The organism is Diplocloster agilis (assembly GCF_019042275.1).
GTDB classification, from domain to species: Bacteria; Bacillota; Clostridia; order Lachnospirales; family Lachnospiraceae; genus Diplocloster; species Diplocloster agilis.
Genome location: NZ_JAHQCW010000060.1, coordinates 1 through 26,572, shown reverse-complemented (window position 1 = coordinate 26,572; position 26,572 = coordinate 1). Strand labels below are relative to the sequence as shown.

The following is a 26,572-nucleotide window of genomic DNA, read 5'->3' as shown; positions in this document are numbered from 1 at the left end:
CTTCCTGGGGGTTAGGTATGTCCCCTGTTTTAAACAGCGGGCATACCTAACCCCCAGGAAGAACCTGCCACCCGTCCTCCGGAGCTTTTATCCGACTTGTCTCTCATTTTATTATACTTCGTCGATGGCCTTACCTATATCCGATCTGCAATATTTATTCTCAAAATCAATCCACTTCACAGCCTCGTAGGCATTGGCCCGGGCCTGTTTTAAGTCCGCCCCTTTGGCCGTGACTCCCAGGACCCTTCCTCCATTCGTAACGATCCCTTCCGGGGTCGCCTTGGTACCGGCATGGAATACATAGTAGCCGTCTTTATCCGTAAAGTTCTCCAGTCCATGGATCGGAAAGCCCTTTTCGTATTTCACCGGGTATCCGTCGGAGGCCAGCACCACACAAACCGCGGCGTTATCCTCAAACTGCAGGTCGATCTGGTCCAGTCTGCCTTCCATGCAGGCTTCCACCACTTCGATCATATCATTTTTCATTCTTGGAAGCACTACCTGCGCTTCCGGATCACCGAATCTGGCATTATATTCTAATACCTTCGGTCCTTCTTCCGTCAGCATCAAGCCAAAGAAGATGATTCCCACAAAGGGACGGCCTTCTGCGGCCATGGCGTCTACCGTTGCCTGATAGATATATTTCTGGCAGAATTCATCCACTTCTTTGGTGTAAAACGGGCTGGGGGAAAAGGTCCCCATACCGCCGGTATTCAAGCCCTGGTCCCCGTCCATGGCTCTTTTATGGTCCTGGGCGGACGTCATGGTTTTGACGGTCTTCCCGTCCACGAAGGAGAGGACCGATACTTCCCGTCCGGTCATGAACTCCTCGATCACCAGACGGTTTCCGGCGCTGCCGAACTGTTTATCTTCCATGATGGTCTTTACACCGTCTCTGGCTTCCTGCAGGTTCTGGCAGATCAGCACCCCTTTGCCAAGAGCTAGTCCATCCGCCTTCAGCACGATAGGGAATTTGGCTGTCTCCAGATATTGAAGGGCTTCCTTCGGATCGTCGAAATTTTCATAGCCTGCGGTGGGAATCTTATATTTTTTCATCAGATCTTTGGAAAATGCCTTGGAACCTTCCAGGACCGCTGCGTTCGCTCTGGGTCCGAAAGCCTTCAGGCCCGCGGCTTCAAAAGCGTCCACCGCGCCCCCTACCAGAGGATCATCCATGGCTACGATGGTCAGATCGATCTGCTTTTCTTTCGCGAAAGCCACCTGTTTTTCAAAATCCATCACGCCGATATCCACGCACTGCGCAATCTGCGCGATTCCGCCGTTCCCGGGCGCGCAGTATATTTCCTTCACTTCCGGATTCCGGGATATTTTCCATGCGAGAACATGCTCCCGTCCGCCGCTTCCGATTATGAGTACTTTCATGCTTCTTTCCTCCCGTTCGCTATCAACTGAATCGCCTCCGGCAGAATCACCCATTCCGCCTCTTCCATTACTCTTCGCTGCAACTCCTGAGGGGTGTCGCCTTCCCGCACTTCCACCGCTTTCTGCAATAGAATCGGACCTGTATCCGTCCCCTCGTCCACATAGTGCACCGTGGCTCCCGTTATCTTTACCCCTCTAGTAAGAGCCGCCTCGTGCACCTTAAGCCCGTAATATCCGGTGCCGCAGAAGGAAGGGATCAGGGAAGGATGTATATTGATTATTTTTTTCTCATATTTTTGTATCATGGCCGGTGGAATAACTACCAGGAATCCGGCCAGAACAATAAGCCCCGGCTGATAAGCATCAACCGTATCCAAAAAAGCCTGATTAAACAGCTCCCTGTCCGCGTATTCCTTCGGAGAGACACATACGGCTTCGATTCCATGCCGCCTGGCCCGCTCCAGCGCGTAAGCGTTTTGATTATTGCTGATCACCGCGCGGATTCTGGCATTGGTTATAGTTCCGTTATCAATGGCATCGATAATAGCCTGCAGGTTTGTTCCGCCTCCGGACACCAGCACTACCAGATCTAGCATAGGGTTACTCCTTTTTCACCGGCTTCCAGTTTACCGATCAGGTAAGGGATCTCTCCGGCCGCCTTTACGGCTTCCACCGCCCGGTCCGCCTGATCGGGGGATACCGCGATCATCATACCGATGCCCATGTTGAAGGTATTGTACATCATTTCCTCCTCGATATCGCCGTCGCTGGATAACATGTCAAATATAGGAGGAATCGGATAACTGTTCTTTTCCACTACCGCGCGGACGCCGTCCGGCAGCATCCGGGGTACATTTTCATAGAATCCGCCTCCGGTGATATGGCTGCATGCTTTGATGGATACGCCGGCTTCTTTTACGGCCTTCAAAGCTTTTACATATATTTTTGTAGGGGACAGAAGTGCTTCTCCCAGCGTACATCCGAGGGAATCGTAGGTTACATCCAGCGCTTCCTTTGTCATACTGAACACCTTGCGGACAAGGGAATATCCGTTGCTGTGGATCCCGGAGGAGGCAAAACCGATGAGCACATCGCCGGGTTTCGCGTCCCGGCCGGTGATCAGGTCCTTCTCATCCACGATTCCTACCGCGAATCCGGCCAGGTCATATTCGTCCACCGGATAGAATCCGGGCATTTCGGCCGTCTCGCCGCCGATCAGGGCCGCTCCCGCCTGCTTACAGCCTTCCGCCACGCCGCTGACGATGGATGCGATCTTCTCCGGTTCATTTTTGCCGCAGGCGATATAATCCAGGAAAAACAAAGGCTCCCCGCCCGCGCAGGCGATATCATTCACACACATGGCTACACAGTCGATACCGATGGTGTTATGCTTGTCCATCAAAAACGCCAGTTTTAACTTGGTACCGACACCGTCCGTACCGGAAACCAGCGTGGGTTTTTCCATGTTCTTAAAGGACTCCAGGGAAAAGGCTCCGGAGAAACCGCCCAGTCCGGTAAGCACTTCCGGCCGCATCGTCCCTTTCACATGCTCTTTCATCAACTCTACCGCTCGATATCCGGCTTCGATATCGACACCCGCTTTTTTGTAATCCATAATTTTCCTCCAACTTTTGTTATCCTGTTACATCTGTTTCAGATAATCCTCATAATGGATCGTTTCCAATTTTTCCGCTTTGCCAAGGACACTGTCCTCCAGCTGACCGGCGTATTCTTTCAGTCTGGCGTTTAATTCCGAATCGTTGACAGCCAGGATCTTAGCTGCCAGCAGCGCCGCGTTCAAGGCCCCGTTGATCGCCACGGTAGCCACCGGAATGCCCGGGGGCATCTGGACAATGCTGTAAAGGGAGTCCACGCCGCTTAATGCTTTGGTCTGCACCGGCACTCCGATCACCGGCAGCACCGTCATCGCCGCCGTCATGCCCGGCAGGTGCGCCGCTCCTCCTGCTCCCGCGATGATCACACGGATTCCCCGCTCCTCCGCCTGCTTTGCGTATTCGCACAGACGGTCGGGGGTCCTGTGCGCCGATACGATGGTACACTCATAGGGTACCTGTAACTGATCCAGCATTTCTGCTGCCTTAGCCATCACCGGCAGATCCGAATCACTGCCCATGATGATTCCAACTACTGGTTTCATCCTGCTTCTCCTCCCGTATAATCAGAATCGAATACATGCGTGCGCCTGACGCACTTCTTTTAACGCTTCCTCAATGGTGCTGCCGGTTGCGGTGATATGTCCCATTTTCCGTCCCGGCGATACCGTCTCTTTTCCATATATGTGCAGCTTGACATTGGGATTATGATATGCCTCTTCCACCCCTGTCAATTCTGCCGGTCCGCTGTGGTCTCCGATCAAATTCTTCATCGCGGACGGCCGGATCAGCTGCGTATTCCCCAGGGGCAGTCCCAATATCGCCCGAATATGGTTTTCGTACTGGGATGTATAACAGCCTTCAATGGTATAGTGTCCGGAATTATGCGGTCTGGGCGCCAGCTCATTTACCAGAACATGCCCGTCCTTAGTCACAAACAATTCTACGCAGAGCATCCCGTATGCATTGACCGCTTTCGTACAGGCCCTGGCCACTTCCCAGGCCTCCCCGGCCGTGCTGTCCAAAATATCCGCCGGTACGGTGGTTTCGTCCAGGATACTGTTCTTATGTACATTTTCCGCTACCGGGAATACCGCCACCTCGCCATTGGTACTTCTGCAGGCCAGCACCGACACTTCCTTCTCGAAGGGGATACACTCCTCCACCATCAGCGGAAGGCTGCCGCCGCCCAACGCCTGATAGGCTTCCTCTTCGTCTCCGGCTTCCCGGATCAACGCATTGCCTTTTCCATCATAGCCGCCGGTACAGGTTTTCAACATCATGGGATAGCCAAACACCTCATGGGCCTTACTAAGAGCCTCCCGGTCCGGAATCTCCAGGAAAGCCGGAACCGGGATACCGTGATCCCTGAGCCACTTCTTCTGTTCCAGCTTATTCTGTATGTGGGACAGAGTCTCGCTGGACGGATAGACTTTATGCCCTTTTGCCTCCAGCTGCTGCAATGCCTCCAGACTGATATGTTCGAACTCATAGGTGACCACGTCTACCTTTTCCGCCATTGCCTTAATAGCGGCCACATCTTCAAAACCGGCTACGATGTGCTCATCCGCAATACCGTGCGCGGGACAATGCTCGGTCGGGTCCACAATGACAAAATAATAGTCCAGACGCTTGGCATCCAGAATCATCATTTTCCCCAGCTGGCCGCCGCCCACTATGCCAATTTTTTTCATATATCTTCCGCTCTCTTTTCTTGTGATGGATATTAATAAGTTGTGCTTATATGTTTCTCTATTTATATAAGTAATTCTACTAGGGTTTCTTACGTTTGTCAATGGGCGATCAAGATAATCCAGCGGTAACGGGGGACATGTCCATTCTGATTTGGGACATGTCCATTCCAGTTTGGGACATGTCCATTTCGGTTTGGGACATGTCCGTTTCAGTTTGGGACATGTCCCCATTGATCAGAATGGCTCGTTCAGCTTTTCCGTCCCCGCGAGAACAAACCGCCCATCCTTAATAATCTCACACCTATCTCCATCCGGATACACCACAGCTATCTCCGCCAGCTCATCATAAGGAATCGTAATATCCGTATGGCAGTTGAAATAAGCCTTACTAATGTCCTCTTTTCTAAGCGCTGAGATCTCGTTCTCCTTAGCGATGATCTCCTTCCCGTCCGGATTATAGGTCTTCGTATCTTCTTCCCAGCTATAGCAGGTATCTCCCACCGCGAAATGAGGCCCCATCTTCTCCGCGATCAGAATCGGAAGCTTATCTTCGATTCCATACCGGCGCGCCATAACATAGGCCGTAGTGTTCGTGCCGATCGCGAACTCACCCATGGGCAGGGTATCATGATGGTACAACACATTTTCCCGGATATATGTTTTATTCTCTTCCTCATTGTCAAAATTCGTGCAGGTATAATCGGACACACACCCGTCCTTAAAAGCGATCTGCAATCCCCGGTATTCCAGTTCGTTCAGATAGACACGGCTCACATGCAAGACGCCTTCGGTGCCCTTCAGGACCGGGGAGGTGAACACCTCTCCCACCGGGATATTCACATCGGCCACACAGTTTTCGAACACGGTTTCCCGCGCGGTATCGGCGAGCGGTTTTAACGCCACCTTCAGATCCGTCTCATTTGCGCCCGCGCCCAGTATATGGACATAGGCTCCCCCGTCTAAAGCATCGATCAGCTTTTGCTGGATCGTTTGATATAAGACATAATCCAACGTATTGATCCTGACGATTTCATCGAAGATTTCAGTAAAATCCTTACCGATCTCCGGAAGCGGAAACGCAATAATCGTAAAACTGCGCTCATCCCCTTTGATGTATTCGTTGGTAATCTGTCCCGCCTCATTCTGGCAGTAGACCATAAGCTTCTGCTGCTTATCGGTCAGACGGCAGGCCTCAGCCTTATTTTCCGGAGTAAAGGGCTCTTCCCCGAATACCTCGATGCAGGCAGGCCCCGCATGCCCATATGCCAGCTCTTTGTATTCTTCAAACGCCTGGCGGGTCACTTCCAGTTTCCGGGTAACATACTTCTTATCCAGATAAATGGCCGCGTCGTCCTTGTGGTCGTAGTCATACTGTTTGTTTGGCGAGGTGGCGCAGTACCCGATCCTCAGATTCTGCCGTTTGTTCACACTGTGGTACGCTATGCGGTAAATCGCAGGTTTAAGCCCCATGTCTTCAAAATACCCGATAGCGGAACGCACCACCCGCTCAAAGCCGATGGGATAGCGGATGTTCACCACGGATTTTTTGGAAATATCCTTTCCGGTGTTAACAAATCCGATCCGGTACCCTTCCGTATAAGTCCGGGCCATGGCATCAATCTTTTCCTGTGAAAGACTGTTCAGATAAGAAGCCAGCTTGAGTTCATTATCGGAAATGTACTCCCCGTAGCGGTAGAGATAGCGAAGATCCATCAGCTGGCTGTGTAAAATAATATCTGTGGCAAAATCAAGCGACGGATCTAACTGCTGCCGGATCCGATAGGGCACCAGCACATCGCTGTAATCGCTCATATGCCAGTAGATCATCTGGCGGATCTCCTCCGGCGTCTGCGCCGGATCGTCGGTAAATCCCGCGTAGACCTGAAGAAACAGTTCATACAGTATGACCATATGAAGCAGCCGTTCCTCATCATAAGCCTGCATTTCAAACGCACAGGGGATCGCCCCCCGAAGCTCCGTATAGAGAAAGCACAGCAGGCTGCCGTATTCCGTTCCCAGTTTCTCAGCCGCATACGCAGGATTGGCATAACTGTGACCGTAATGTTCCGGCAGGATATCCCGGTACAGTTCCCGGTTCAATTCCTGCATTTCAGACAGGGACATGCGCCTAAAGCGCTTTCCCTCGATCATCTCCAGCAATAGATCCATTTCCACCAGGAAACCGGCCGTCTTCTGAAAATAGTCTCGGCCCGGACCTTCGATGACCTCTTCCCCGGCGATCTCCCGGATCCGCTCAATGGCCAACGCATAGCGCGCCCGGATCCATTCCGCCCGTTCCTTATCTATCATGGCTTCAAATTCCCTTCTTTCACATTCTTCGCAATCAATGGCAGGCAATATTCCCAGAGTTTCCGCGATCCCTCCGGCGTGCGGGCATTCCGCCGGATCACCTGTTCCTGACTCACGCCGTGTTCCCTCCAGGACTCTCCGCCGGAACGGTCATTCAGAAGAAGCGGCTGCACTTTGTCCAGCGTGTTGGCGAACCTGGCCTCCGGAGTCTTTCCTTCCTCAAATTCATCCCAAAGCCCTCTGACGTCCGCCGCCTGATCCTCCGGAAGCAGATGGAAGATCCGCTCCGCCGCCTTCAGCTCCCGCTCTCTTTTGGTGTCGTTCCCCGCGCTGTCGTAGGCATAGGTATCCCCCGCGTCGATCTCAATCATATCATGCATCAGGACCATTGCCATGGTTCTCGCCACGTCGATGGGTTCGTTGGCGTGCTCCGCCAGCAGGTAACACATAAGGGCAAGATGCCAGGAATGCTCCGCATCGTTTTCCTTTCTGCTGCCATCAGCAATATAAGTCTGACGCATGATATTTTTTTCCTTATCCGCTTCCAGGATAAATTCTATTTGCTTGTCTAAACGTTCCATGAAAATCCCCCATTCTTTTCTATGTTTTCTCCGTTTCAGATCCCCTGTCCCGGAGCGTGCCCGAACATTCATTTCCATCCTTGAACATTCATTCCCGCTATTAAAAAACCCTCCGGCCGTGAAATTTCCTTCCCGCCAGTTGCACACCCTAAAAACCGATCAGATAAATCCCAACCCACACAGCCAGGATCAGCACCGACATAAGCGACCCCAGAGTCGGGAACAGCTTATACCGTTCTTTTTCCTGGAATCCCCGCAGTCCATAGACCAGCCCAACGGCAGCCATAATGATGGCCACTACGCCGACAGAGCCGATATACAGCTCGCCGCTCCCTTTGCTCCGGTAGGACAGATAGATCATCAAACCAAACAATACAATCGACAACGCGGCTACTACCGTAGAAAAGATTCCTTTTCCGGAGTGCCGCTTATTTGTGAACTTATATCCTCTTTTTTTAGCCAATATACTTTCTCCTTATCTTATTGCAAATCCAGAATACCAGATATCCCAGCATACCGCCTATGGTGTTGAGCAGAAGATCATCCACATCAAAGCTGCCCACCTTGAAAATCAACTGGGTCACTTCGATCAGCAGGCTTAACTGGAACGTCAGCAGGGTGATCCACAGAAACTGCCTGCTGCCCCGGTGGATAATCGGTAAAATAAACCCAAAAGGCATAAAACCCACGACATTCCCCACCAGATTCGTAAGCACTGCCATCGGTCCTAAGACATCCCGGTATTTGATAAATCTTTTGATTTCCTGGAACAGGACCAGATTATAGCTGTACGTCCGCTCCCCCGGCATCCGGCCGTATTCTTCGGCAAAGAACATAAAATACACCAGGCCGATGATATATAAAAGAAACAACAGCATCCCTGCCGTCTTGATAATTTTTGCAGTACTTTTTTTCACTCCAACATACCCCAATCTCCTGTCCCGGGCATCTGCCTTCTATTTCTTAAACGTCTGGAAATCAGACGGCGGCCGGGAATATGAATAGCGTCCACAAAGCGCTCTTAGATATTCTCCCGGCCGTCTTTCGTCATCTTAAATAATGATATCCGATTTCCTGTTTAACAGTCTTGCCCCATTGACAACCATCATAATTCCGGCTGTGATACCGGTGACCATCAATATAATTCCCAGAACCAGGCTGCTGGCTCCAGCTCTACTCATGGTTTTATACACTCTTTCGCTCATGCTGATTCCTCCTGTATGATCTTTTTCTCATCTTATTGAAATGGTGCTTTGAGGCTTGATTACGCCTGTGCTCCATATTGTACATAATATGCGTCGATGGCGGATTTTAATGTATCATCGATAATGACTTTCCCCTTGTACGGACGGTTATACAGATGTTCGATCACCTCCGCCATAGTTACGATGGCCGTAGTGGGAAAACCATAGGTCTCCTGAATCTCAGCCAGAGCGCTCTTTGTTCCCTGCCCGCGCTCCATACGGTCCACGGATACGACCATTCCGACCACCTGTACATCGCCCTGGGCCTTGATGATCGGCAATGTCTCCTGGATGGAAGTGCCCGCCGTGGTCACATCCTCAATAATTACCACTTTATCCTGGTCCTGCATCGGGCTGCCCAGCAAGATACCGGTATCCCCATGATCCTTGACCTCTTTGCGGTTGGAACAATAACGGATGTCCGCGCCGTAAAACTCGGAAAGCGCCATGGCAGCGGCCACCGACAGGGGAATTCCCTTGTAAGCCGGCCCGAACAGCACGTCAAACTCCACACCGTAGCTGTTCTTTATCGCTTTCGCATAATATTCCCCCAGCTTACGCAGTTGGGAGCCTGTCCGGTAGAATCCGGTATTCACAAAAAATGGCGTTTTTCTTCCGCTCTTGGTAACAAAATCCCCGAACTTCAACACGCCGCAATCCACCATGAATTCGATAAATTCCTGCTTATATTGTTCCACGTTTTTATCCTCCTATTACCTGTTTCCGATCTTTGTGAAATATAACGAACTATAAGCGGTTCCCATAAACAAATATTCATTTTCTTCCGCTTATAACAATACTCATTCTACCACACCGATCAGATCCTGGATATCTGAAATTTTATATTTTTTCATATAGTTTGCCAAACCCTGGATAATCTCCGGCATGATGGCCGGATTATGAAAATTAGCAGTCCCCACCGCTACCGCTGTGGCCCCTGCCAGGATAAATTCCAGAGCGTCCTCGGCAGATGCGATGCCGCCCATGCCGATAATCGGCACATCCACAGCCCGGAACACCTGATATACCATGCGAACTGCAACGGGCTTGATCGCCGGCCCCGACAGCCCTCCGGTCCGGTTGGCCAATACGAATTTTTGTCTGTGCACATCGATCTTCATCCCGGTCAGCGTATTGATGAGGGAAATCGCGTCCGCCCCCCCCGCTTCCACGGCTTTGGCCATCTCGGTGATATCTGTGACGTTCGGGCTCAATTTCATAATAATGGGCTGTTTCGCATACTTTTTCACTTCCTGCGTTATCGCCATGGCGCACTCCGGGTCCTGGCCAAAAGCAATGCCACCCGCCTTCACGTTCGGACAGGATATATTGATCTCCAGCAGGTCCACCGGCGCGTCTGAAAGGCGCTCCACCACTTCACAGTATTCTTCCGTCGTCTTTCCGCAGACATTTACGATAATCTTTGTATCATATTTTTTCAGGTAAGGAATGTCCCGCTCCAGAAACAGGTCCACCCCCGGATTCTGCAGCCCCACCGCATTGAGCATACCGCTTTTTGTCTCCGCGATCCTCGGGGTATCATTGCCGATCCAGGGCACGTTGGAGACCCCTTTGGTGACTACCGCGCCCAGCTCGCTCAAATTCACAAAATCACTGTATTCCAACCCGGACCCAAAGGTGCCGGAGGCAGGCATAACCGGATTCTTCAGTTCCACTCCGGCAATATTTACACTCAGATTCATCAAAGCTCTACCTCCCTCGCCTCAAATACCGGCCCGTCCTTGCATACGCGCTTATTGTGCACATTGGTATGTTCATCCCTGCCCACCGACTTGCACACACAGGCCAGACAGGCTCCGATCCCGCAGGCCATCCGCTCTTCCAGGGACAGGTAGCATTCTATATTGTGGACAATGGCGTATTTTTGCAGCGCTTTTAGCATGGGGGTGGGTCCGCAGGCGTAGATCACTTCCGCCTCCAGCTTATGTTCCTTGATCGCGTCTATGACCGTACCTTTGGTCCCGGCGCTGCCGTCCTCCGTGGCGATCCATACCCGGCCGAACCGTTCCAGGTCCTTGTCAAGGAACCGCTCATCCCGGTATCCCAGTACGATCTGCTTCTCACCTTTAAGCCGCCTGGCCAGTTCCAGCATGGGCGGAATCCCGATTCCGCCGCCCACCAGTATTGCTTTTTTTGTGATCAGGGGAAATCCATTTCCCAAAGGCCCCATCACCTTAACCCGGTCCGCGGATACCAGTTTTGAAAATTCCGCCGTTCCTTCCCCGGCGATCCGGTACACCAGCCGCAGATGGCCTTTCTCCGCGTTCACCTCGCAGATGCTTATGGGCCGCGGCAACAGTCTGCTATTATCTTCACAGTAAATCATCACAAACTGTCCCGGCCTGGCTGCCCCGGCAATCTCCGGCTGCTTGATCCACAGATCATAAATATCCTTAGCTATTTCTCCCTGACTCAAAACCAGGGCTTCCCTTTTTTCGTTCATGTCTTCCTCCAGTGCCGCAATCGTTACGGCCAGCCTTTTGTACTTATTTCGCGGCCTTCAAAGCGCCGTCAATATCGGCGATCATATCAAGCACCGCCTGTCTGGACGCCTCTTCAAAATGCTCCGCGCCAAAGGAAGCGTACGCCTCCTGTTTATAAGCCGCAATAATTCCCCGGGAAGAATTGACGATGGCTCCCAGCCCGTCCTCATTAAAATAGTGCGCCAGATCCGCGCCTTTTCCGCCCTGAGCGCCATAACCCGGCACCAGGATATAGGACTTGGGCATCACCTTGCGCAGTACCTTGCCAATCTCGGGATAGGTCGCGCCTACCACAGCGCCCACGGCGCTGTAACCGCAGCTTCCGGTCAGATCCGCCCCCCACTGATTCACCATATCGGCCACCAGCTCATATAGCGGCCTGCCGTCCACCAGGCGGTCCTGGAACTCTCCGCTGGAAGGATTCGAGGTCTTCACCAGAATAAATAAGCCTTTGTTCTCTTTTTTACAGATATCGGTAAACGGTTTGATACCATCTGTTCCCAGATAAGGATTCACCGTAATAAAATCTTCGTCAAACGGGGCATACACGTTACCGCCCACTTCCACATGGCCCAGGTGCCCTGCCGCGTAAGCAGCCGAAGTGGAACCAATATCCCCGCGCTTCACATCTCCGATCACAACCAGGTCTTTGGATTTACAATAGGAAACGGTCTTCTGGAAAGCAATCAGGCCCTCGATGCCGAACTGCTCATACATGGCGATCTGGGGCTTCACAGCCGGGATCAGATCCGCCACCGCGTCCACGATTCTGCGGTTAAACTCCCAGATTGCTTCAGCCGCCCCTTTTAACGTTTCTCCGTGCTCCCGATAAGCCGCCTCCTTAATGTGATCCGGGACATAAGCCAGCATGGGATCCAGCCCCACTACAATAGGGGCGTTTGTTTTTTGTATTTTCGCTACCAGTTTATCTATCATCTTTTTTCCTCCAGTGCGCATGTACTGCGCCATAAAATCTTAAAGTGAAACTTCATCCTCCGGGGAATAGACGATTTCCCCTGCAATAACTGTATAAGCCACCCGGCCCTTAACTTTTCTGCCGTGGAACGGCGTATTCTTGCCTTTTGACTCAAAACGTTCTGCATCAATGGCATATTCCGCTTCCGGGTCAAATATTACCAGATCCGCCACACTACCCTCTGCCAGAGTGCCCCGCTCTATATTCAGAACCCTCGCCGGCTGATAGCTCATTTTCTCAGCCATCTGAAGCGGCGTCAAAAATCCCTTGTCCACCAGTTCCGAATACGTCAAAGCGGCGGCAGTCTCAAGTCCCACGATGCCAAACGGCGCTTTCAGCATGGATTTGGATTTTTCATTTTCCGCATGAGGCGCGTGGTCTGTGGCGATCACATCCAGCGTGCCGTCCGCAAGTCCCCCGATTAACGCGTCCACATCCTCCCGTGACCGAAGCGGAGGATTCATCTTATAATTCGAGTCATATCCCGGAATATCATCGGACGTAAGGGTAAAGTGGTGCGGACACACCTCTGCAGTTACCGGAAGCCCCGCTTTCTTCGCCTGGCGCACCATCTCGACACTGTCCCTGGTGGAGCAATGGCACAGATGCAGCTTCACGCCCGTAGACTTGGCCAGCAGAATATCCCTTGCCACGATCACGTCCTCCACCGCATTCGTGATTCCCGGCAGGCACAGCTCGTTCGCCTTCTTATCCGCGTTGATCACCCCGCCTTTTACCATGGTGATATCCTCGCAATGGGCAAATACCGGAATCCCAAGAGCAGCCGCGATCTTCATGGCCTCCTCATAGAGTCCCGCGTTCATCACCGATTTGCCGTCCTCGCTGATCGCGGGCACGCCGGCCCGGACCATTCCCTCGATATCGGACAGGTTCTCTCCGGCTTGTCCTTGCGTCACAGCTCCGATCTGGTACACCCGCACCTTTCCGGTATGGCGTGCTTTATTATGCACAAAGCTGGCACGGTCTGGGTTATCGATCACCGGTTTCGTATTCGGCATCGCGCAGATCGTGGTAAATCCTCCCCGGGCTGCGGCTCTTTGACCGGTCATAATCGTTTCCTTATGGGTCAGACCCGGTTCCCTCAGATGTACGTGCAGGTCAATAAAGCCTGGCATCACAAAACAACCCGCCGCATTTACTGTGGCATCTGCTGTTGACCGGATATTTTCAGAAATTTCTCTAATCTTACCGTCTTCTATCAGCATATCATAGATACCATCGGTGCCTGTCGCCGGGTCCAGAATTCTTCCTTGCTTTATCAATAGCTTCATAATGGATTCCTTCCTGAATTTATTTATCTGTCTTATTTTAACATACGTGTTTACCCTCTGCAACGGGGGGGACTGAAATTTTTGGGGGGCTTTGTTCTAGGGACGGGAGGAGAGGGCAGGGGCTGGGGCCGCCGGGGGGAAAACTCGTGGGGCGGAATCGCTTCGGCCGGACCTAAGAACGGGTAGCTCCGATGATGGGAGAACCTCTTATTGGCAGGGACCGGAACAAACTCGCCAAAATACGGCTCGGACAGTGTTCCAGTCCCTGCGAGGTTCTCCCATCATCTGCGCAACCCGTTCTAAGGCCCGGCCTCAAGCGATTCCGCCCCACGAGTTTTCCCCCCGGCGGCCCCAGCCCCTGCCCTCTCCTCCCTACTCTGGTAATCGCTTAGTTCAAATGGTCAGTGGATTTTTTAGAAATCCTTAAAGTCATTGGGGAGTTTGGGATTTTGGGGGGTAGCTTTCGGGCGGTAAACTTGCGGAGTCTTGTTCGCTATTTTTGTAACTTGGTGTTGGATCTGATGGGTCTGATGGATTTGTGGCTGGAACGCTTTGTTTCCACAGGGTATTTGGTTTATTGGGCTTCGTAATTTTGGCGGATCAGGTCGGTTACGCGGCCAGGGGTGATGATTCCTTCCATGGGGCCGAAGGCCGCTGTATTCAGGGCCGCCGCTGCGGATGCCTGTCTGGCGCAGGTCTTAAGGGGAAGGCCGCTTAGGTAGCCGCAGAGGAAGGCTGCATCGAAGCTGTCCCCGGCGCCGGTGGGGTCTTTGGCACGGACTTTGCAGATCGGAACATCCAAATGGGTTTCCCGGGTTATGATCTGGGCGCCTTTTTTGCCTTGTTTCAGGACCAGAACCTTTATGTTGGGGTATTGGAAAACCTGGTCTATGGCTTCATCCGGCGAGTCGGTCTCGAAAATAGTCAGAAGCTCGTGGAGACCCGGCATGAATACGGTAGTGTATTCCAAAATGGGCAGGACACTGGACATTAAGTCTGTTTCTTTCAGGATCTCGATCCGCACGTTGGGATCAAATGTGATCATGGCTCCCTCTTCGTATAAAGCTTTCATGGTTTGTAAAATGCTTTCCGCCATTTTCTTTGATGAAGTCAGACTACAGCCCATAATATGGAAAATACCTACATTCTCCGGCAGTTCCTTCGGAACGCTCAGATTCCCCGCCGCGGAATTTCCCATATGGAAAATAAATTTCCGCTCTCCGTTCCGGTCGTAGGAGACAAAGGCTACGCCGGTCGACAGGATCGGGTCCGTCGACAGCAAAGAGCAATTCACCCGGTCTTCCTCCAGGCGTTTCCGGATGCAGACGCCGAACTCATCATCTCCGACCCGGCCGATCATTCCGCTGACATATCCCATCTTGGCCACAGTATCCGCAAAAATAGCCGGTGCTCCCGAAGGGAAAGGCCCTGTGAATTCGCCGGTCCGCTCAAGAGGCATATCTACCTCCGGCCGCATAATCTCGCAGATCGTCTCCCCCATGGTCCATATTTCTTTCACTTCATCTTCCTCCCTTAAGTCATCTAACAACTCATCAAAACTGCCTGTTTTTCAAGTAAGTCCTGCCCATCCCTCAACGCCCGCGTCCCAATCCTGCCAACCAAACTATCCCCGTATATCGGCAAAAAATGTCCCGGACCAACCACGATACACCTACTGTTTACCGCTGCCTGTCTCCGGGTTCAAGGGCTAAGCTTCCATATATAATTTCTATCTTCATTATATAACTTCTGTCTTCATTCTAGCACACCCCATTCAGACCTGCAACGTCCAAAAATCAGTTTTAAATTCGTATTTGATGCCCCCTCCATCCATGCACCAGTCAAGGAAATCCCGTGGAAGCGGATGGGAAACAGGGGGACTCCCGGCCGGGCGGTGGCGGTGGGGGGAACGGAGCGTTTGCTTTCCGCGGGCATAGGGCGGCTGCGCAGTTGCTTAGTGAAATCCGGGCGGCAGATTCAGGATGCACGGCGGACTTCACGTCCGACGGGCAAGAGCCTCTGAACCGGGAACACGTCACGTGTTCCTGGTGAATAGGCTCGGTTCCTGAATCTGCCGCCCGGATTTCACTTAGCAGCTGCCAGCGCAAGCCCTAAGCCCGCAGAAAGCAAACGCTCCGTTTCCCCCACCGCCACCGCCCGGCCGGGAGTCCCCCTGTTTCCCATCCGCTTCCACGGGATTTCCGCCCCCGCGCGCGGAGCCCCCCATGCGGAGCCCTCACAGGGAAAAGGCCCAAAGATTTTTGATCTGATGGCTCAGCTCGGAATATGACCATGTCCGGGAGCTTCGGCTTCGGCTGTTTGGGTCGTTGACCGTGAATTCCCCATCCCGGTAACCAGTTAATACGATAAAATGTCCGGTGGTGGTGAAGTCACCCGGCCGCATACTGCAGATGATGGGATGTCCCTGGGAAAGCTCATTTTTCATGACGGACTCATCCAGGCGGATTTCTTCCGCCTGGATTCCCAGCTGCCTGGCGCCTGTGGTCATAAGAGCCCAGGTGGTCCCGGCGGATGGGTCCAGGTATCCGTTTTCCACACTGAAGGATGCTACCGCCTGGGGATTCTTCTGCAGGTCCTGGGTTAATCCGACGATTACCATGGACAGGCAGGTAGGCCCGCAGCCGTCCAGCCCGATAAGGCCTTCCGTGCCGTAGGAATGGTAGCCCCATCTGGAATCCCACTGAAGGAAAAATGGAATTTTGCCCTCCTCATAGTCTTTGTTCAGATCAATCGGCTGTTCCTTGTCGCTCCGGTCTTTGTTTTCCGGGTAGGCAAGTACGTAATCCAGCAGCTCTTCATTTTTTGTCAAAGCTTCCAGCATTCTTTCCGGATACTCTTCGATATGGTTGGTGATTTGTTTTAGCTGGGAGGAGGGCAGATCCATTGTTTGCAGCTGTTGGAGGATTGAATTGTCGATATCCATGGAGGAGACGTTGACGGACAGGCTGTCGTCCGAAGGCTGTGAATTTTCGGTCAGATATGGCTGCTGCCATTCCTTGAATTGATTCGCTATACGATTCAAACCATAACGCAATCCGGTTAATCCCAGAATCAGCAGTCCGCAGACAAGCACGAATTTCAGCAGATATGCCCTGGCTCTCCTTCTGCGTCTGTGTTTTCTTCTGGCCTTTTTCATTGTCCTTTTTTTAACTGCCTCGCTCGATGTCATTGGGGCATCCTCCTTTATTTCGGTATGCCCTTATTATATCCGTTCTCTTCATTTATTTTCGAATTACTTCCTTAGTAATTTCTTAATTTCCGGGGCGTAAATTCTTTCTAATTTATGAATTTTATATCGCATCCGGCATATTAACTCATTTCTTTATCGATTACCGATCAGCCATTTTATTTTGAAATGCCAGAACAGCTGCGCGAAGATCCGGGGCGCTTGTCAGCCCTCCCCCGGCTATGATCACATCGGGATGGCTTAACATGGCTAACGAAAGGGTGTCCAGCGTGATCCCGCCTGCGGCTGCTATCCTGGTATGACTGACCGTCTCCGACAATTTCTTCAGGTCGTTAAAGGGTGTTGTTCCGGACTGCTGCACATCCACCGCAGTATGTACACCGATATAATCGACGCCCATTGTCTCAAGTTCTTTGGATCTTTGGATGATATCCGGAGTGCTCAGCAGATCCACATACAGCTCTTTTCCGGCTTTATGAACCACGTTCTTTGCCCCTGTTATCGTATTATCGGCGGCTACGGCCAGAACGGTCACGATATCTGCGCCGGCCTCGACTGCATAGCGGGCCTCGATTTCACCGCCGTCGGCGATTTTGGTGTCCGCCAGAACCGTCAATTGTGGAAATCTTTCTTTCATACGCTTCACCGGCTGCATGCCATATTTGATAATCATCGGTGTTCCAATTTCTACAATATCAATAATATCGTGTATTTTTTCTGCCATTTCCAACGCTTCTTCGATTGATACCATATCAAACGCTATTTGTAATCTCATGTTATGCTCCTTTTCTGTCATTTATAGAATAGAATCCAGGTAAGTCATTTGTTTTGTTAGCTCCGCCCTGATATTATGGGGACGGCCGTTCTATCTTAGTTTAATAATTTTCGAGAAAAATGTCCATGTTTATCTTACATTCCAAAATTCATGAAAAAAATCATAATCAATATCCGAGCATCAAACGACAGGAAAGTCAAGGAAAATTGAGGTAATTGCCGGGAAAACAACGGCAGAAAAAGACAACGGCAGAAGCCTCAGGCCCGGGAACGCAACACACGCTCCCGGGCCTGAGGCTTCCGCCTGAATCCGATTTTTAATTTCATATAGCTTCCGGCGCTCAATCATTTTTGTAGATAATAAAATGATGAAACTTTAATATCCGGAAAAATTCTACCAGCCGGTTCAGTACCGGCTCCGCTTTCTTGCCAAACTCCGCCTTAACAAGCTCCGAGATGTCATAGATGGTGTTCTTACCATCGATCTGCTGCCAGACAAAGCTCCCATAGGCATCCAGCTGTATGTGGCTTACTTTGGGCCGGTGGAAAAATTTCTGGGCTATGCGGTTGAAGAATCCCACATTAGGCTCGTCGATCACCACCCGCCCCTTCTCATTGGTCTCCCATTTGTACTCCGGATTCTTCATAGGCACATAGTCCATATAGTTTCCGGGTAATACTGTCTTCTTTGACATGCTCTCACATCCTTTGTCTATTTCGCCTTCCGTTTCGCGAACAGGATAAGTGACCAGATCAGCAGCGCGAACGCCGCCAGTCCTCCGATATTCCCCAGATTCAGGATTTCGGACAGGTCTATTTTCTCACCAAGTGTCACCGCGCCGATCGGAATGATGGCCAGCACGGCCAGCAGGATTCCCACAAGCCCCTCTCCGGCGATCAGGCCGGAACAGTACAGCACACCGCGTTCGATCATTCCCTTTTTGTGTTCTTCCGGAAGATTCTTTTTCTTTTCCAAATATAACCGTACAAGACCGCCCGCCATGATTCCGGCGCTTAAGTGAACCGGAAGATACAAGCCCACGGCAAAGGGCAGTACCGGCATCCGTAAGATCTCCGCCATAATGGCGATACCGGCTCCCGCAATCACCAGCACCCACGGAAGATTCCCTTCCATTACGCCCTCCACCACCATTTTCATCAGCGTGGCCTGGGGCGCCGGCAGCTGGGTGGAGCCGTATCCCCACGCCGTGTGGAGCAGATATAATACGCCGCCGATCGTGACCGCGGAGGCTCCCACACCGATCAGTTCCCCGATCTGCTGCCTTCTTGGCGTGGCGCCCAGGATATATCCGGTCTTTAAGTCCTGGGATGTGTCCCCGGCGATGGCCGCGATCATACAGATAATGGAACCGATAGCGATAGCGCCGATCATCCCGGAATGTCCGACGGACCCGGTGGCCTTAAGCGCCATTGTGGAAAACAGCAGCGTGGCAATGGCCATTCCCGATACCGGATTGTTGCTGCTGCCGACCAGCCCGACCATTCTGGAGGACACCGTTGCGAAGAAGAAACCGAACACCACGATCAGAACCGCTCCCAGCAGGTTGACCGGGAACGCCGGCAATAGCCAGATCAGAACCGCCATGGCCAGAATCACCAGCAGGATGCCTCTCATAGGCAGATCCTTATCGGTACGAAGCATACTGGCCTCTCCCTTTCCATATCCCTTCAGCGCCTGGCCGAAGGTCCGGACGATCAGAGGCAGGGACTTGATCAGGCTTATGATCCCCCCGGCTGCTACCGCTCCCGCCCCGATGTACCGGATGTATTTGGTCCAGATCGTAAAGGAATCCATGGAGCTTATGGGGTCCGTACCCGGAAAGAGAACCGCGTCCTGCCCGAAAAAGCTCAACAGCGGCATCAGCACAAACCAGGCCAGAACTCCGCCGGCCAGCATATAAGAGGAAATCTTCGGTCCGCAGATATAGCCTACGCCGATTAACGCCGGCAATACGTCCACCCCTGCCCCGCTTCCCTTATAGGCGTTTAACTCGTAGTGGACCTCGCTGGGGAACAGCTTCAGTCCGTCCGCCACGAATTTGTATGCGGCGGCAATTCCAAGTCCCGCGAATACCGTGGAGGCTTTGGAGCCTCCCTCCTCCCCCGCCAGCAGAACCTCCGCACAGGCGGTTCCCTCGGGATACGGAAGGACGCCGTGTTCCTGAACGATCAGGGCCCGCCGCAGCGGTACCATAAATAAGATCCCAAGAACTCCTCCAAACAACGCGATTATGGTAATGGTCCAAAAGGACGGAGGCAGTGTCTCCCACTGCTCTGCCCACATAAATAATACCGGCAGGGTGAAAATCGCGCCCGCCGCCACAGATTCACCGGCTGAGCCGATGGTCTGTACCATATTGCTCTCGAGTATGGAATCCTTGCGCAGAATCACCCGGATCACTCCCATGGCGATCACCGCAGCCGGTATGGACGCCGACACCGTCATTCCCACCCGAAGGCCCAGATAAGCATTTGCCCCGCCGAAGACCACTGCCAGCAGGATTCCGATGACGATCGACGCCACCGTAAATTCCGGCAGTACCCGTTCCGCGGGGACAAATGGTTTAAAACTTTTTTCCTGTTTCATATCTCAATCCCCATCCTTTATGAATTGGCACTCATTGTCCGTTTCATTATAGTATGGGAGGAAAATACAAAACAATGTATAATAATTTCCTGTTTTACCTATATCCAGTAATTTTTAGTTCTTGCCGGCTTTCTCTTTTTTCCAGAGAGTGAAGGCAAAAATGCTTACAATAATCAGGGCAAAGAAAACTAAACCACCGATGTTGCCCAGATTTAATTTCCCTGAAAGATTGATGATATCGCCGATGGATTTCCCGTTGATTTTGATGACAGCGAACACCGCCAGCAAAATACCGATCAATCCTTCTCCCGCAATCAAGCCGGAAGAGTACAGGACACCGTTGTTGACCATATTCTTCTTTTTCTCGGGATCGGTTTTCTTTCTCTTCTCCAGGAACAGACGTACCAGGCCGCCTACCATCATCGGCGTACTCAGATGGATCGGCAGATACAGGCCGACAGCGAAGGGAAGCACCGGGATACCCAGAATCTCCACCACAATCGCAATAAATACACCTGCAAATACCAGTACCCAGGGAAGGTTCGCGTTCATAACGCCTTCCACAACCATCTTCATCAGCATCGCCTGAGGCGCGGGCAGCTCCGGAGTACCGTATTGCCATGCCGCGTTAAACAGATACAGAATCGCGCCAATGGCCACTGCGGATGCGATGACACCGATCAGCTCGCCGATCTGCTGTTTTTTAGGCGTAGCGCCCACGATATAGCCGGTCTTCAAATCCTGAGAGGTATCGCCTGCGATAGCAGCGATGATACAGATGATCGCGCCGATGGCAATTACCGCCGTATAGCTGCTGTGACCCGTTCCGCTGACGGAGCGCATGATAATGGCGGAAACCAGAAGCGTCGCGATAGCCATACCGGAGACCGGGTTGTTGCTGCTTCCGATCAGCCCCACCATACGGGAGGACACGGTAGCAAAGAAGAAACCAAAAATAACGATAATCAGGGCTCCCAGCAGATTCACCGGAATAGGAGGAAGCAGCCAGATAATAACTGCGACTACCAGTGCCGCGATCAGCACGCCGGCTGTCGGGAGATCCTGTTCGGTACGCAGGTCGCTGCCGCCTTTTCCTTTTCCGTAGCCTTTCATGGCATCTTTAAAGGTAGTGACGATCATCGGCAGAGACTTGATCAGGCTCATAATACCGCCGGCCGCAACCGCACCGGCACCTATGTAACGGATATAGCTGCCCCAGATGTCAAAGGAACCCATCTCACTGATGGGGGTTGATCCGGGATAAAGGATCGCATCCCCGCCGAACAGAGCGATCAAAGGCATCAGCACCAGCCATGCGACACAGCCGCCGGCCAGCAGATAGGAAGAAATCTTAGGTCCGCAGATGTAACCTACGCCCGCCAGAGCTGGAAGCACGTCCATCCCAATACCGGAGCCTTTGTAAGGGGTAATCTCATAATGCACTTCGCTGGGGAAAATCTTTAATCCATCAGCGATAAATTTGTAACCGGCGGCAATACCAAGACCGGCGAATACGGTGGAAGCTTTCGCTCCTCCTTCTTCTCCTGCCAGTAATACTTCCGCACAGGCCTTACCCTCGGGATAAGGCAGGGTACCATGCTCCTGAACAATTAACGCTTTCCGAAGCGGTACCATAAACAGGACGCCTAACACACCGCCGACTAAGGCGATCAGTCCGATTTCGATCAAGGATGGAGCGCTGACGTTCCACTCGTCGGCCCACATGAACAAAACCGGTAAGGTAAAGATAGCGCCTGCCGCAACGGATTCTCCGGCTGAACCGATGGTCTGAACCATATTGTTCTCCAGAATGGAATTCCGCCGCATAATGACCCGGATAATACCCATAGAGATAACCGCTGCCGGAATAGAAGCAGATACGGTCATACCTACGCGAAGACCCAGGTACGCATTTGCACCACCGAATAATACGGCCAGAAGGATACCCACAATAACGGATGTCACTGTCATTTCCGGCAATATTCGATCCGCTGGTATAAACGGTTTGAATTGCTTGTCGTCTTTCATCTTTCCCTCTCCTCTTATTTATTTTGTACGGGATAATTTTAACATACTCTTAACATCCTAGCAAACCTTTTATTGGTTTTTCCTGTTTTTTTGCCATAATTCCCAACAAAAAAGACGGAAAATTCTATATATTTCCATCTTTTTTGTTGCTTTTCATTAACTTTTTCTGTTTTTCATCCGTAAAAATATTTTAACAATTTCGTTCACAATTACAGGCACCAGCGAAAGTCCCAATACAAAAATCCAATCGATATGCGTCAGGTGAAAAACGTCAAAGGCAGCCGCCAGCGGCGGTACGCTGATCACTACAAATTGAATCAGGATGCCAAGGACAATGGAGCCGGTCAGATATTTATTGGAGAATAATCCCACCTGGAAAATACTCTTGGTCTCGCTTCTTAAATTCAGCGAATGGAATAACTGGGAAACCGCCAGCACCACAAAGGCCATAGTCTGGGCATGGGTCAGCGTATCCCCGGACAGATTGCCGATGTGCAGCACATGCAGGCTCCACTCGCCGGAATAACGCATCGCTCCGATAGCAAAGGCCGTCAGGGTCATAAGCCCGATCAGCGCCCCGTTCAAGATCAGGAACGCCTTTCTTCCATGGAACAGGCTCTCTTTTGGATCTCTTGGTTTTACCTTCATAATATCCGCATCACCCGGATCCACACCGAGCGACAGCGCCGGCAGCGTATCGGTAATCAGATTCACCCACAGCAGATGGATGGACTGAAGCGGTGTCATCCAGGCCATCAAGGTAGCCAGGAACAGCGCGATAATCTCACCGATATTGCAGGAAAGCAGGAATATAATTGACTTTTTGATATTTGCATATATATTCCTTCCCTCTTCCACCGCTGTAACAATGGTGGAAAAATTATCATCCGTCAGTATAATATCCGAAGCGCCCTTCGCCACATCGGTACCCGTGATTCCCATAGCCACCCCGATATCCGCGGCTTTCAGGGAGGGCGCGTCGTTGACCCCGTCTCCGGTCATGGATACGATGTTGCCGCTTCCTTTGAATGCCTTTACGATCCTAACCTTGTGCTCCGGGGATACCCTGGCAAATACCCGGACATTTTTTACCCGCTCGATCAGCTCCTCATCCGTATACTGATCCAGCTCCACCCCCGGCATGACCTGCTCCTGAGTGTGAGCGATGCCCAGTTCTTTTGCTATGGCAAAAGCGGTTTTCTGATGGTCGCCGGTTATCATCACGGTGGATATGCCGGAATTACAGCAGGTGGCTATGGAATCCTTCACTTCCATCCGCGGCGGATCGATCATGGCCGCCAGGCCGATGAAAATAAGACCGCTCTCCATCTCCTCCTGGGTGAGTTCCTCCTGGTCCGTCTCCTTGTAGGCGGCCCCCAGCACTCTGAGCGCCTGATCGGAAAATGCGTCCGCGGCAGCCATAAATTCTGCGGCAAGAGCTTCTGTCATAGGTACTGTCCGTCCGTCGATCAGAGCGCTTTCCGATTTCTTGAGCAGCTGATCCGTGGCCCCCTTGGTCATAACGTAATATTGGTCCCCATAGACATTTACGGTAGACATAAGCTTACGGTCCGAGTCAAACGGAGCCTCGTTGACCCTCTGATGTTTTTCGTTCCAATCTTCCTTCCGAATTCCGTGTTTATTTCCAAGATCAATAAGGGCCACCTCGGTCGGATCCCCCGTGCTTCCCTCAGGCCCTGAAGTGGCATCGGAACAGAGCACCAGGTTTTCGATCAGCAGACGCTGTACCGGGTCATCCGAAGACATCTGCGGTTCCTCTATAATCTTCCGGTTCACGAAACATTTCATAACGGTCATCCGGTTCTGGGTCAGCGTCCCGGTCTTATCGGAACAGATAAAATTGACCGCGCCCAGCGTTTCCACGGAAGGCAGCTTCCTGATAATCGCGTTTTTCTTAACCATGCGCTGGACGCCCATGGCCAGCACGATGGAGACGATCGCCGGCATCCCCTCCGGGATAGCCGCCACGGCCAGGGAAATCGCGGTCATGAACATCTGGAATAAGTCTCTTTTTTGCAGCATGGCGATACCGAACATAGCCACGCACACAATGAGCGCCACGATTCCAAGCAGCTTACCAATCTCCGCCAGCTTCTTCTGAAGCGGGGTCTTCTCATCCGCTTCCCCCAGCATATTGGCAATATGACCGATCTGGGTGTCCATCCCTGTCGCCACCGCTACCCCGGTACCTCTGCCGTTGGTTATCAGTGTGGAAGAAAACGCCATATTTTTCATATCCCCCAAAGGGATATTTTCCGCATCAAGCGTAAGGCCGGCGTCCTTATTCACCGGAACCGACTCCCCGGTAAGCGCCGACTCCTCCACCTGCAGATTCGCCGTCTCTATCAGCCGGATATCGCACGGTATATACCGTCCGGCATCCAGCACGACGATGTCCCCCGGCACGATCTCCTCCGACGCCATCTCTTTTATTTCCCCGTCCCGAACCACGTACGCCCTGGGAGCAGAGAGTTTCTGCAGCGCCTCCATAGATTTTTCAGCCTTGGCTTCCTGGGAGACACCGATCACCGCGTTCAGTATCACCACCAAGCTGATGATCACCGTATCGTTGATCTCGCCCATAAATCCTGAGATCACCGCGGCGATCAGCAGAATGTAGATTAACGGATCGTTTAACTGGGCCGCAAACAGCTGCAGCAGGCTTTTCTTCTTTCCCTCTTTCAGCTTATTGGGTCCGTACTTTTCTCTTCGGCCGGCAGCCTCCGCCGAAGTCAGTCCCCGGCCCGGATCTGCCTGGAACTGTTCCAGTATCTGGGCCAGCGGTTTATTATGAAACATTCCGTACTCCTCCTTCCTAATATAAAACACATTGTATCATATACAAAAGTCAGCCGCAATTGTTGTTAGAGTATGTGAAAACCGGTAGTTGTATACCAAACAGACAAAAGATCCGGCAGCTTTTGGCTGCCTCCAAAATTAGGATCTGCTTTTTCTCACAAGAAATGAATATTTTCCTTCTTTCCATAATAAGATGTAAAAAGAAAACGATAGGAGGGCCTTCCATGAGCTCTAAGACGAAAATAGTGGTGTTACATATGAAGGAGGTTATCTATACCGGTATTTTTGTTGTACTGGGAATCCTTCTGATATTACTGCTTATTTTTATGTTCCTGCCCGGTAAAGGGGGGAAAGGGAACAAAGAGGCTGCCGCTCCTACTTCAAAATATGTCGCAGGTGTCTATTCATCTTCCATTAAATTGAATGACAACGCCATTGATGTTGAAGTGGTCGTGGATGAAGACCATATCAATTCCATTGAACTAAAGAACTTAAGTGAAACGGTCACCACTATGTATCCGCTCATACAGCCTTCTTTGGATGATCTGGCGAACCAGATTATTGAAAAACAGTCCCTGAACGATATTACATATTCGCAGAGTAATCAGTATACTTCTACGGTGCTGATGGATGCTATTGCGTCTGCGCTGAATAAGGCTTTGGTTCCTGATCCGGAGGAGGAGTAAGGGCCGGGGGAGTAAGGGCCGGGGGAGCTGAGGGCCGGGGGAACTAAGACCGAAAGGGGGCTGTTTCCGTCGGCCCTCAGCTCCCCCTACTCTTGCTTATGGCATAGTGACATGTGCTCTCGGAGGTTTTTATGGTATAGTGGTTTGTCTTTTTGGAGCTTTTAACGTAGTGGGTACGGTCTGTGGAACGGAAAAAGGAGCGGCTGGCATTGCTGCCGGCTGCTCCTGTAAATGATGTTTTTCAAGGAGGGATATTGTGTATTGTTCGAAGAATGGTTGGGGGTATTTCGAACAGTACATTTTTTAAGTTTATTTAGTCTAATTGTACTCCCTGTTCTTTTAGCCAGGTTTCGATTTGGCTCCGGTTTTTGGGAGCGACCAGAGGCTGGCTGGCGTTTCCGTCTTTGAAAAGAATTAGGGTGGGGATGGTCATGATCTGATATTTCTCGGCGATCTTCATTTGTTCGTCGATATTTATTTTGCCGACTATGATGCGGGATTCGTAATCTTGGGCGAGCTGCTCTACGGCCGGAGCGATTGCCCGGCAGTAACCGCACCAGGGTGCCCAGAAATCAACTAGCAGGGGAATTGACCCCTTTGTTTTTTGTGTAAAGTTTTCTTCCGTTATTGTAATTGCTGACATATATTTTCTCCTCCGTTTCTTGATATACACTTGAGCTTACTGTAACTAATTTGTTTTCAGTTTATACTGTAATTATAGAGGTTACATTTAAGCTTGTCAATACTTTTTTGGTTCTTTCCAAAATTAGTTGAAAATAGATGTTTTTTAGTCCGAGTGTGGTATACTTGTAGCAGACTAAGGATGTTGTGGAGATACTGCATATGGATGA

24 protein-coding genes are annotated in these 26,572 nt (G+C 51.5%); 1 reads left to right on the top strand and 23 read right to left on the bottom strand.

Annotation, left to right across the window (positions count from 1 at the left end; genetic code table 11):
- Positions 1–111: 111 nt before the first annotated feature.
- From purD to KTH89_RS23105, 22 genes are all read right to left on the bottom strand, one after another.
- Positions 112–1,383, bottom strand: a complete 1,272-nt coding sequence (purD, locus tag KTH89_RS23210) for a phosphoribosylamine--glycine ligase (protein ID WP_238723281.1) — start codon at positions 1,381–1,383, stop codon at positions 112–114.
- Positions 1,380–1,979 (bottom strand): phosphoribosylglycinamide formyltransferase, encoded by a 600-nt coding sequence (gene purN / locus KTH89_RS23205; RefSeq protein WP_158348155.1) that lies wholly within the window; start codon positions 1,977–1,979, stop codon positions 1,380–1,382. The genes purD and purN overlap by 4 nt, the downstream gene beginning before the upstream one ends.
- Positions 1,973–2,998, bottom strand: coding sequence for a phosphoribosylformylglycinamidine cyclo-ligase (gene purM / locus KTH89_RS23200; RefSeq protein WP_158348153.1), 1,026 nt, complete (start codon positions 2,996–2,998; stop codon positions 1,973–1,975). The genes purN and purM overlap by 7 nt, the downstream gene beginning before the upstream one ends.
- Before the next feature lie 27 nt (positions 2,999–3,025).
- The gene (purE, locus tag KTH89_RS23195) at positions 3,026–3,541 is read right to left on the bottom strand and encodes a 5-(carboxyamino)imidazole ribonucleotide mutase (protein ID WP_158348151.1); all 516 of its coding nucleotides are present in this window, start codon (positions 3,539–3,541) and stop codon (positions 3,026–3,028) included.
- 21 nt (positions 3,542–3,562) lie between these two features.
- Positions 3,563–4,690: a 5-(carboxyamino)imidazole ribonucleotide synthase gene (locus tag KTH89_RS23190; RefSeq protein ID WP_238723280.1), complete on the bottom strand. Its 1,128-nt coding sequence runs from the start codon at positions 4,688–4,690 to the stop codon at positions 3,563–3,565.
- Between the two features lie 234 nt (positions 4,691–4,924).
- A complete protein-coding gene (locus KTH89_RS23185; protein WP_238723279.1) occupies positions 4,925–7,000 on the bottom strand; it encodes an aminopeptidase in 2,076 nt (691 codons plus the stop codon).
- A complete protein-coding gene (locus KTH89_RS23180; RefSeq protein WP_158348145.1) occupies positions 6,997–7,581 on the bottom strand; it encodes an HD domain-containing protein in 585 nt (194 codons plus the stop codon). The genes KTH89_RS23185 and KTH89_RS23180 overlap by 4 nt, the downstream gene beginning before the upstream one ends.
- 148 nt (positions 7,582–7,729) lie before the next feature.
- A complete protein-coding gene (locus tag KTH89_RS23175; RefSeq protein ID WP_158348143.1) occupies positions 7,730–8,044 on the bottom strand; it encodes a DUF6142 family protein in 315 nt (104 codons plus the stop codon).
- Positions 8,037–8,498: a VanZ family protein gene (locus tag KTH89_RS23170; RefSeq protein WP_238723278.1), complete on the bottom strand. Its 462-nt coding sequence runs from the start codon at positions 8,496–8,498 to the stop codon at positions 8,037–8,039. Before KTH89_RS23170 ends, KTH89_RS23175 begins: the two co-directional genes overlap by 8 nt.
- 135 nt (positions 8,499–8,633) lie before the next feature.
- On the bottom strand, positions 8,634–8,786 hold the full coding sequence (locus tag KTH89_RS23165; RefSeq protein ID WP_238723277.1) for a hypothetical protein: 153 nt from the start codon (positions 8,784–8,786) through the stop codon (positions 8,634–8,636).
- 59 nt (positions 8,787–8,845) lie between these two features.
- On the bottom strand, positions 8,846–9,523 hold the full coding sequence (gene pyrE / locus KTH89_RS23160; RefSeq protein WP_158348141.1) for an orotate phosphoribosyltransferase: 678 nt from the start codon (positions 9,521–9,523) through the stop codon (positions 8,846–8,848).
- 102 nt (positions 9,524–9,625) lie between these two features.
- On the bottom strand, positions 9,626–10,528 hold the full coding sequence (locus KTH89_RS23155) for a dihydroorotate dehydrogenase (RefSeq protein ID WP_158348161.1): 903 nt from the start codon (positions 10,526–10,528) through the stop codon (positions 9,626–9,628).
- Entirely contained in the window at positions 10,528–11,289 is a 762-nt protein-coding gene (locus KTH89_RS23150) for a dihydroorotate dehydrogenase electron transfer subunit (protein WP_238723276.1), read from the bottom strand. The genes KTH89_RS23155 and KTH89_RS23150 overlap by 1 nt, the downstream gene beginning before the upstream one ends.
- A gap of 43 nt (positions 11,290–11,332) precedes the next feature.
- Entirely contained in the window at positions 11,333–12,265 is a 933-nt protein-coding gene (pyrF, locus tag KTH89_RS23145) for an orotidine-5'-phosphate decarboxylase (RefSeq protein ID WP_238723275.1), read from the bottom strand.
- A gap of 39 nt (positions 12,266–12,304) precedes the next feature.
- Complete coding sequence (locus KTH89_RS23140) at positions 12,305–13,597, bottom strand: dihydroorotase (protein WP_238723274.1); 1,293 nt, start codon at positions 13,595–13,597, stop codon at positions 12,305–12,307.
- Between the two features lie 574 nt (positions 13,598–14,171).
- Positions 14,172–15,116 carry a sugar kinase gene (locus KTH89_RS23135; protein ID WP_238723273.1) on the bottom strand — a complete coding sequence of 315 codons (945 nt, stop codon included), beginning with the start codon at positions 15,114–15,116 and terminating at the stop codon, positions 14,172–14,174.
- A gap of 717 nt (positions 15,117–15,833) precedes the next feature.
- Positions 15,834–16,787, bottom strand: coding sequence for a C39 family peptidase (locus KTH89_RS23130; protein ID WP_238723272.1), 954 nt, complete (start codon positions 16,785–16,787; stop codon positions 15,834–15,836).
- Between the two features lie 160 nt (positions 16,788–16,947).
- On the bottom strand, positions 16,948–17,580 hold the full coding sequence (gene hxlA, locus KTH89_RS23125) for a 3-hexulose-6-phosphate synthase (protein ID WP_238723271.1): 633 nt from the start codon (positions 17,578–17,580) through the stop codon (positions 16,948–16,950).
- A 340-nt stretch (positions 17,581–17,920) separates the two neighbouring features.
- Positions 17,921–18,274, bottom strand: a complete 354-nt coding sequence (locus tag KTH89_RS23120) for a PqqD family protein (protein WP_238723270.1) — start codon at positions 18,272–18,274, stop codon at positions 17,921–17,923.
- Between the two features lie 17 nt (positions 18,275–18,291).
- The gene (locus KTH89_RS23115; RefSeq protein ID WP_238723269.1) at positions 18,292–20,187 is read right to left on the bottom strand and encodes an OPT family oligopeptide transporter; all 1,896 of its coding nucleotides are present in this window, start codon (positions 20,185–20,187) and stop codon (positions 18,292–18,294) included.
- A gap of 114 nt (positions 20,188–20,301) precedes the next feature.
- Complete coding sequence (locus KTH89_RS23110; protein ID WP_158348125.1) at positions 20,302–22,215, bottom strand: OPT family oligopeptide transporter; 1,914 nt, start codon at positions 22,213–22,215, stop codon at positions 20,302–20,304.
- Positions 22,216–22,371: 156 nt separating this feature from the next.
- On the bottom strand, positions 22,372–25,035 hold the full coding sequence (locus KTH89_RS23105) for a cation-translocating P-type ATPase (protein WP_238723268.1): 2,664 nt from the start codon (positions 25,033–25,035) through the stop codon (positions 22,372–22,374).
- Positions 25,036–25,259: 224 nt separating this feature from the next.
- Between KTH89_RS23105 and KTH89_RS23100 the strand changes: the two genes are divergently transcribed.
- Positions 25,260–25,721, top strand: a complete 462-nt coding sequence (locus KTH89_RS23100; RefSeq protein ID WP_238723267.1) for an FMN-binding protein — start codon at positions 25,260–25,262, stop codon at positions 25,719–25,721.
- A 313-nt stretch (positions 25,722–26,034) separates the two neighbouring features.
- Here KTH89_RS23100 and trxA read toward each other — a convergent pair whose 3' ends face one another.
- Entirely contained in the window at positions 26,035–26,364 is a 330-nt protein-coding gene (gene trxA / locus KTH89_RS23095) for a thioredoxin (RefSeq protein ID WP_158348121.1), read from the bottom strand.
- Positions 26,365–26,572: the final 208 nt, after the last annotated feature.

Coding starts and splice junctions, on each gene's coding strand:
- purD (WP_238723281.1), bottom strand. CDS start 1,383: ATGAAAGTACTCATAATCGGAAGCGGCGGACGGGAGCATGTTCTCGCA.
- purN (WP_158348155.1), bottom strand. CDS start 1,979: ATGCTAGATCTGGTAGTGCTGGTGTCCGGAGGCGGAACAAACCTGCAG.
- purM (WP_158348153.1), bottom strand. CDS start 2,998: ATGGATTACAAAAAAGCGGGTGTCGATATCGAAGCCGGATATCGAGCG.
- purE (WP_158348151.1), bottom strand. CDS start 3,541: ATGAAACCAGTAGTTGGAATCATCATGGGCAGTGATTCGGATCTGCCG.
- KTH89_RS23190 (WP_238723280.1), bottom strand. CDS start 4,690: ATGAAAAAAATTGGCATAGTGGGCGGCGGCCAGCTGGGGAAAATGATG.
- KTH89_RS23185 (WP_238723279.1), bottom strand. CDS start 7,000: ATGATAGATAAGGAACGGGCGGAATGGATCCGGGCGCGCTATGCGTTG.
- KTH89_RS23180 (WP_158348145.1), bottom strand. CDS start 7,581: ATGGAACGTTTAGACAAGCAAATAGAATTTATCCTGGAAGCGGATAAG.
- KTH89_RS23165 (WP_238723277.1), bottom strand. CDS start 8,786: ATGAGCGAAAGAGTGTATAAAACCATGAGTAGAGCTGGAGCCAGCAGC.
- KTH89_RS23155 (WP_158348161.1), bottom strand. CDS start 10,528: ATGAATCTGAGTGTAAATATTGCCGGAGTGGAACTGAAGAATCCGGTT.
- KTH89_RS23150 (WP_238723276.1), bottom strand. CDS start 11,289: ATGAACGAAAAAAGGGAAGCCCTGGTTTTGAGTCAGGGAGAAATAGCT.
- pyrF (WP_238723275.1), bottom strand. CDS start 12,265: ATGATAGATAAACTGGTAGCGAAAATACAAAAAACAAACGCCCCTATT.
- KTH89_RS23140 (WP_238723274.1), bottom strand. CDS start 13,597: ATGAAGCTATTGATAAAGCAAGGAAGAATTCTGGACCCGGCGACAGGC.
- KTH89_RS23130 (WP_238723272.1), bottom strand. CDS start 16,787: ATGACATCGAGCGAGGCAGTTAAAAAAAGGACAATGAAAAAGGCCAGA.
- hxlA (WP_238723271.1), bottom strand. CDS start 17,580: ATGAGATTACAAATAGCGTTTGATATGGTATCAATCGAAGAAGCGTTG.
- KTH89_RS23120 (WP_238723270.1), bottom strand. CDS start 18,274: ATGTCAAAGAAGACAGTATTACCCGGAAACTATATGGACTATGTGCCT.
- KTH89_RS23115 (WP_238723269.1), bottom strand. CDS start 20,187: ATGAAACAGGAAAAAAGTTTTAAACCATTTGTCCCCGCGGAACGGGTA.
- KTH89_RS23110 (WP_158348125.1), bottom strand. CDS start 22,215: ATGAAAGACGACAAGCAATTCAAACCGTTTATACCAGCGGATCGAATA.
- KTH89_RS23105 (WP_238723268.1), bottom strand. CDS start 25,035: ATGTTTCATAATAAACCGCTGGCCCAGATACTGGAACAGTTCCAGGCA.
- KTH89_RS23100 (WP_238723267.1), top strand. CDS start 25,260: ATGAGCTCTAAGACGAAAATAGTGGTGTTACATATGAAGGAGGTTATC.
- trxA (WP_158348121.1), bottom strand. CDS start 26,364: ATGTCAGCAATTACAATAACGGAAGAAAACTTTACACAAAAAACAAAG.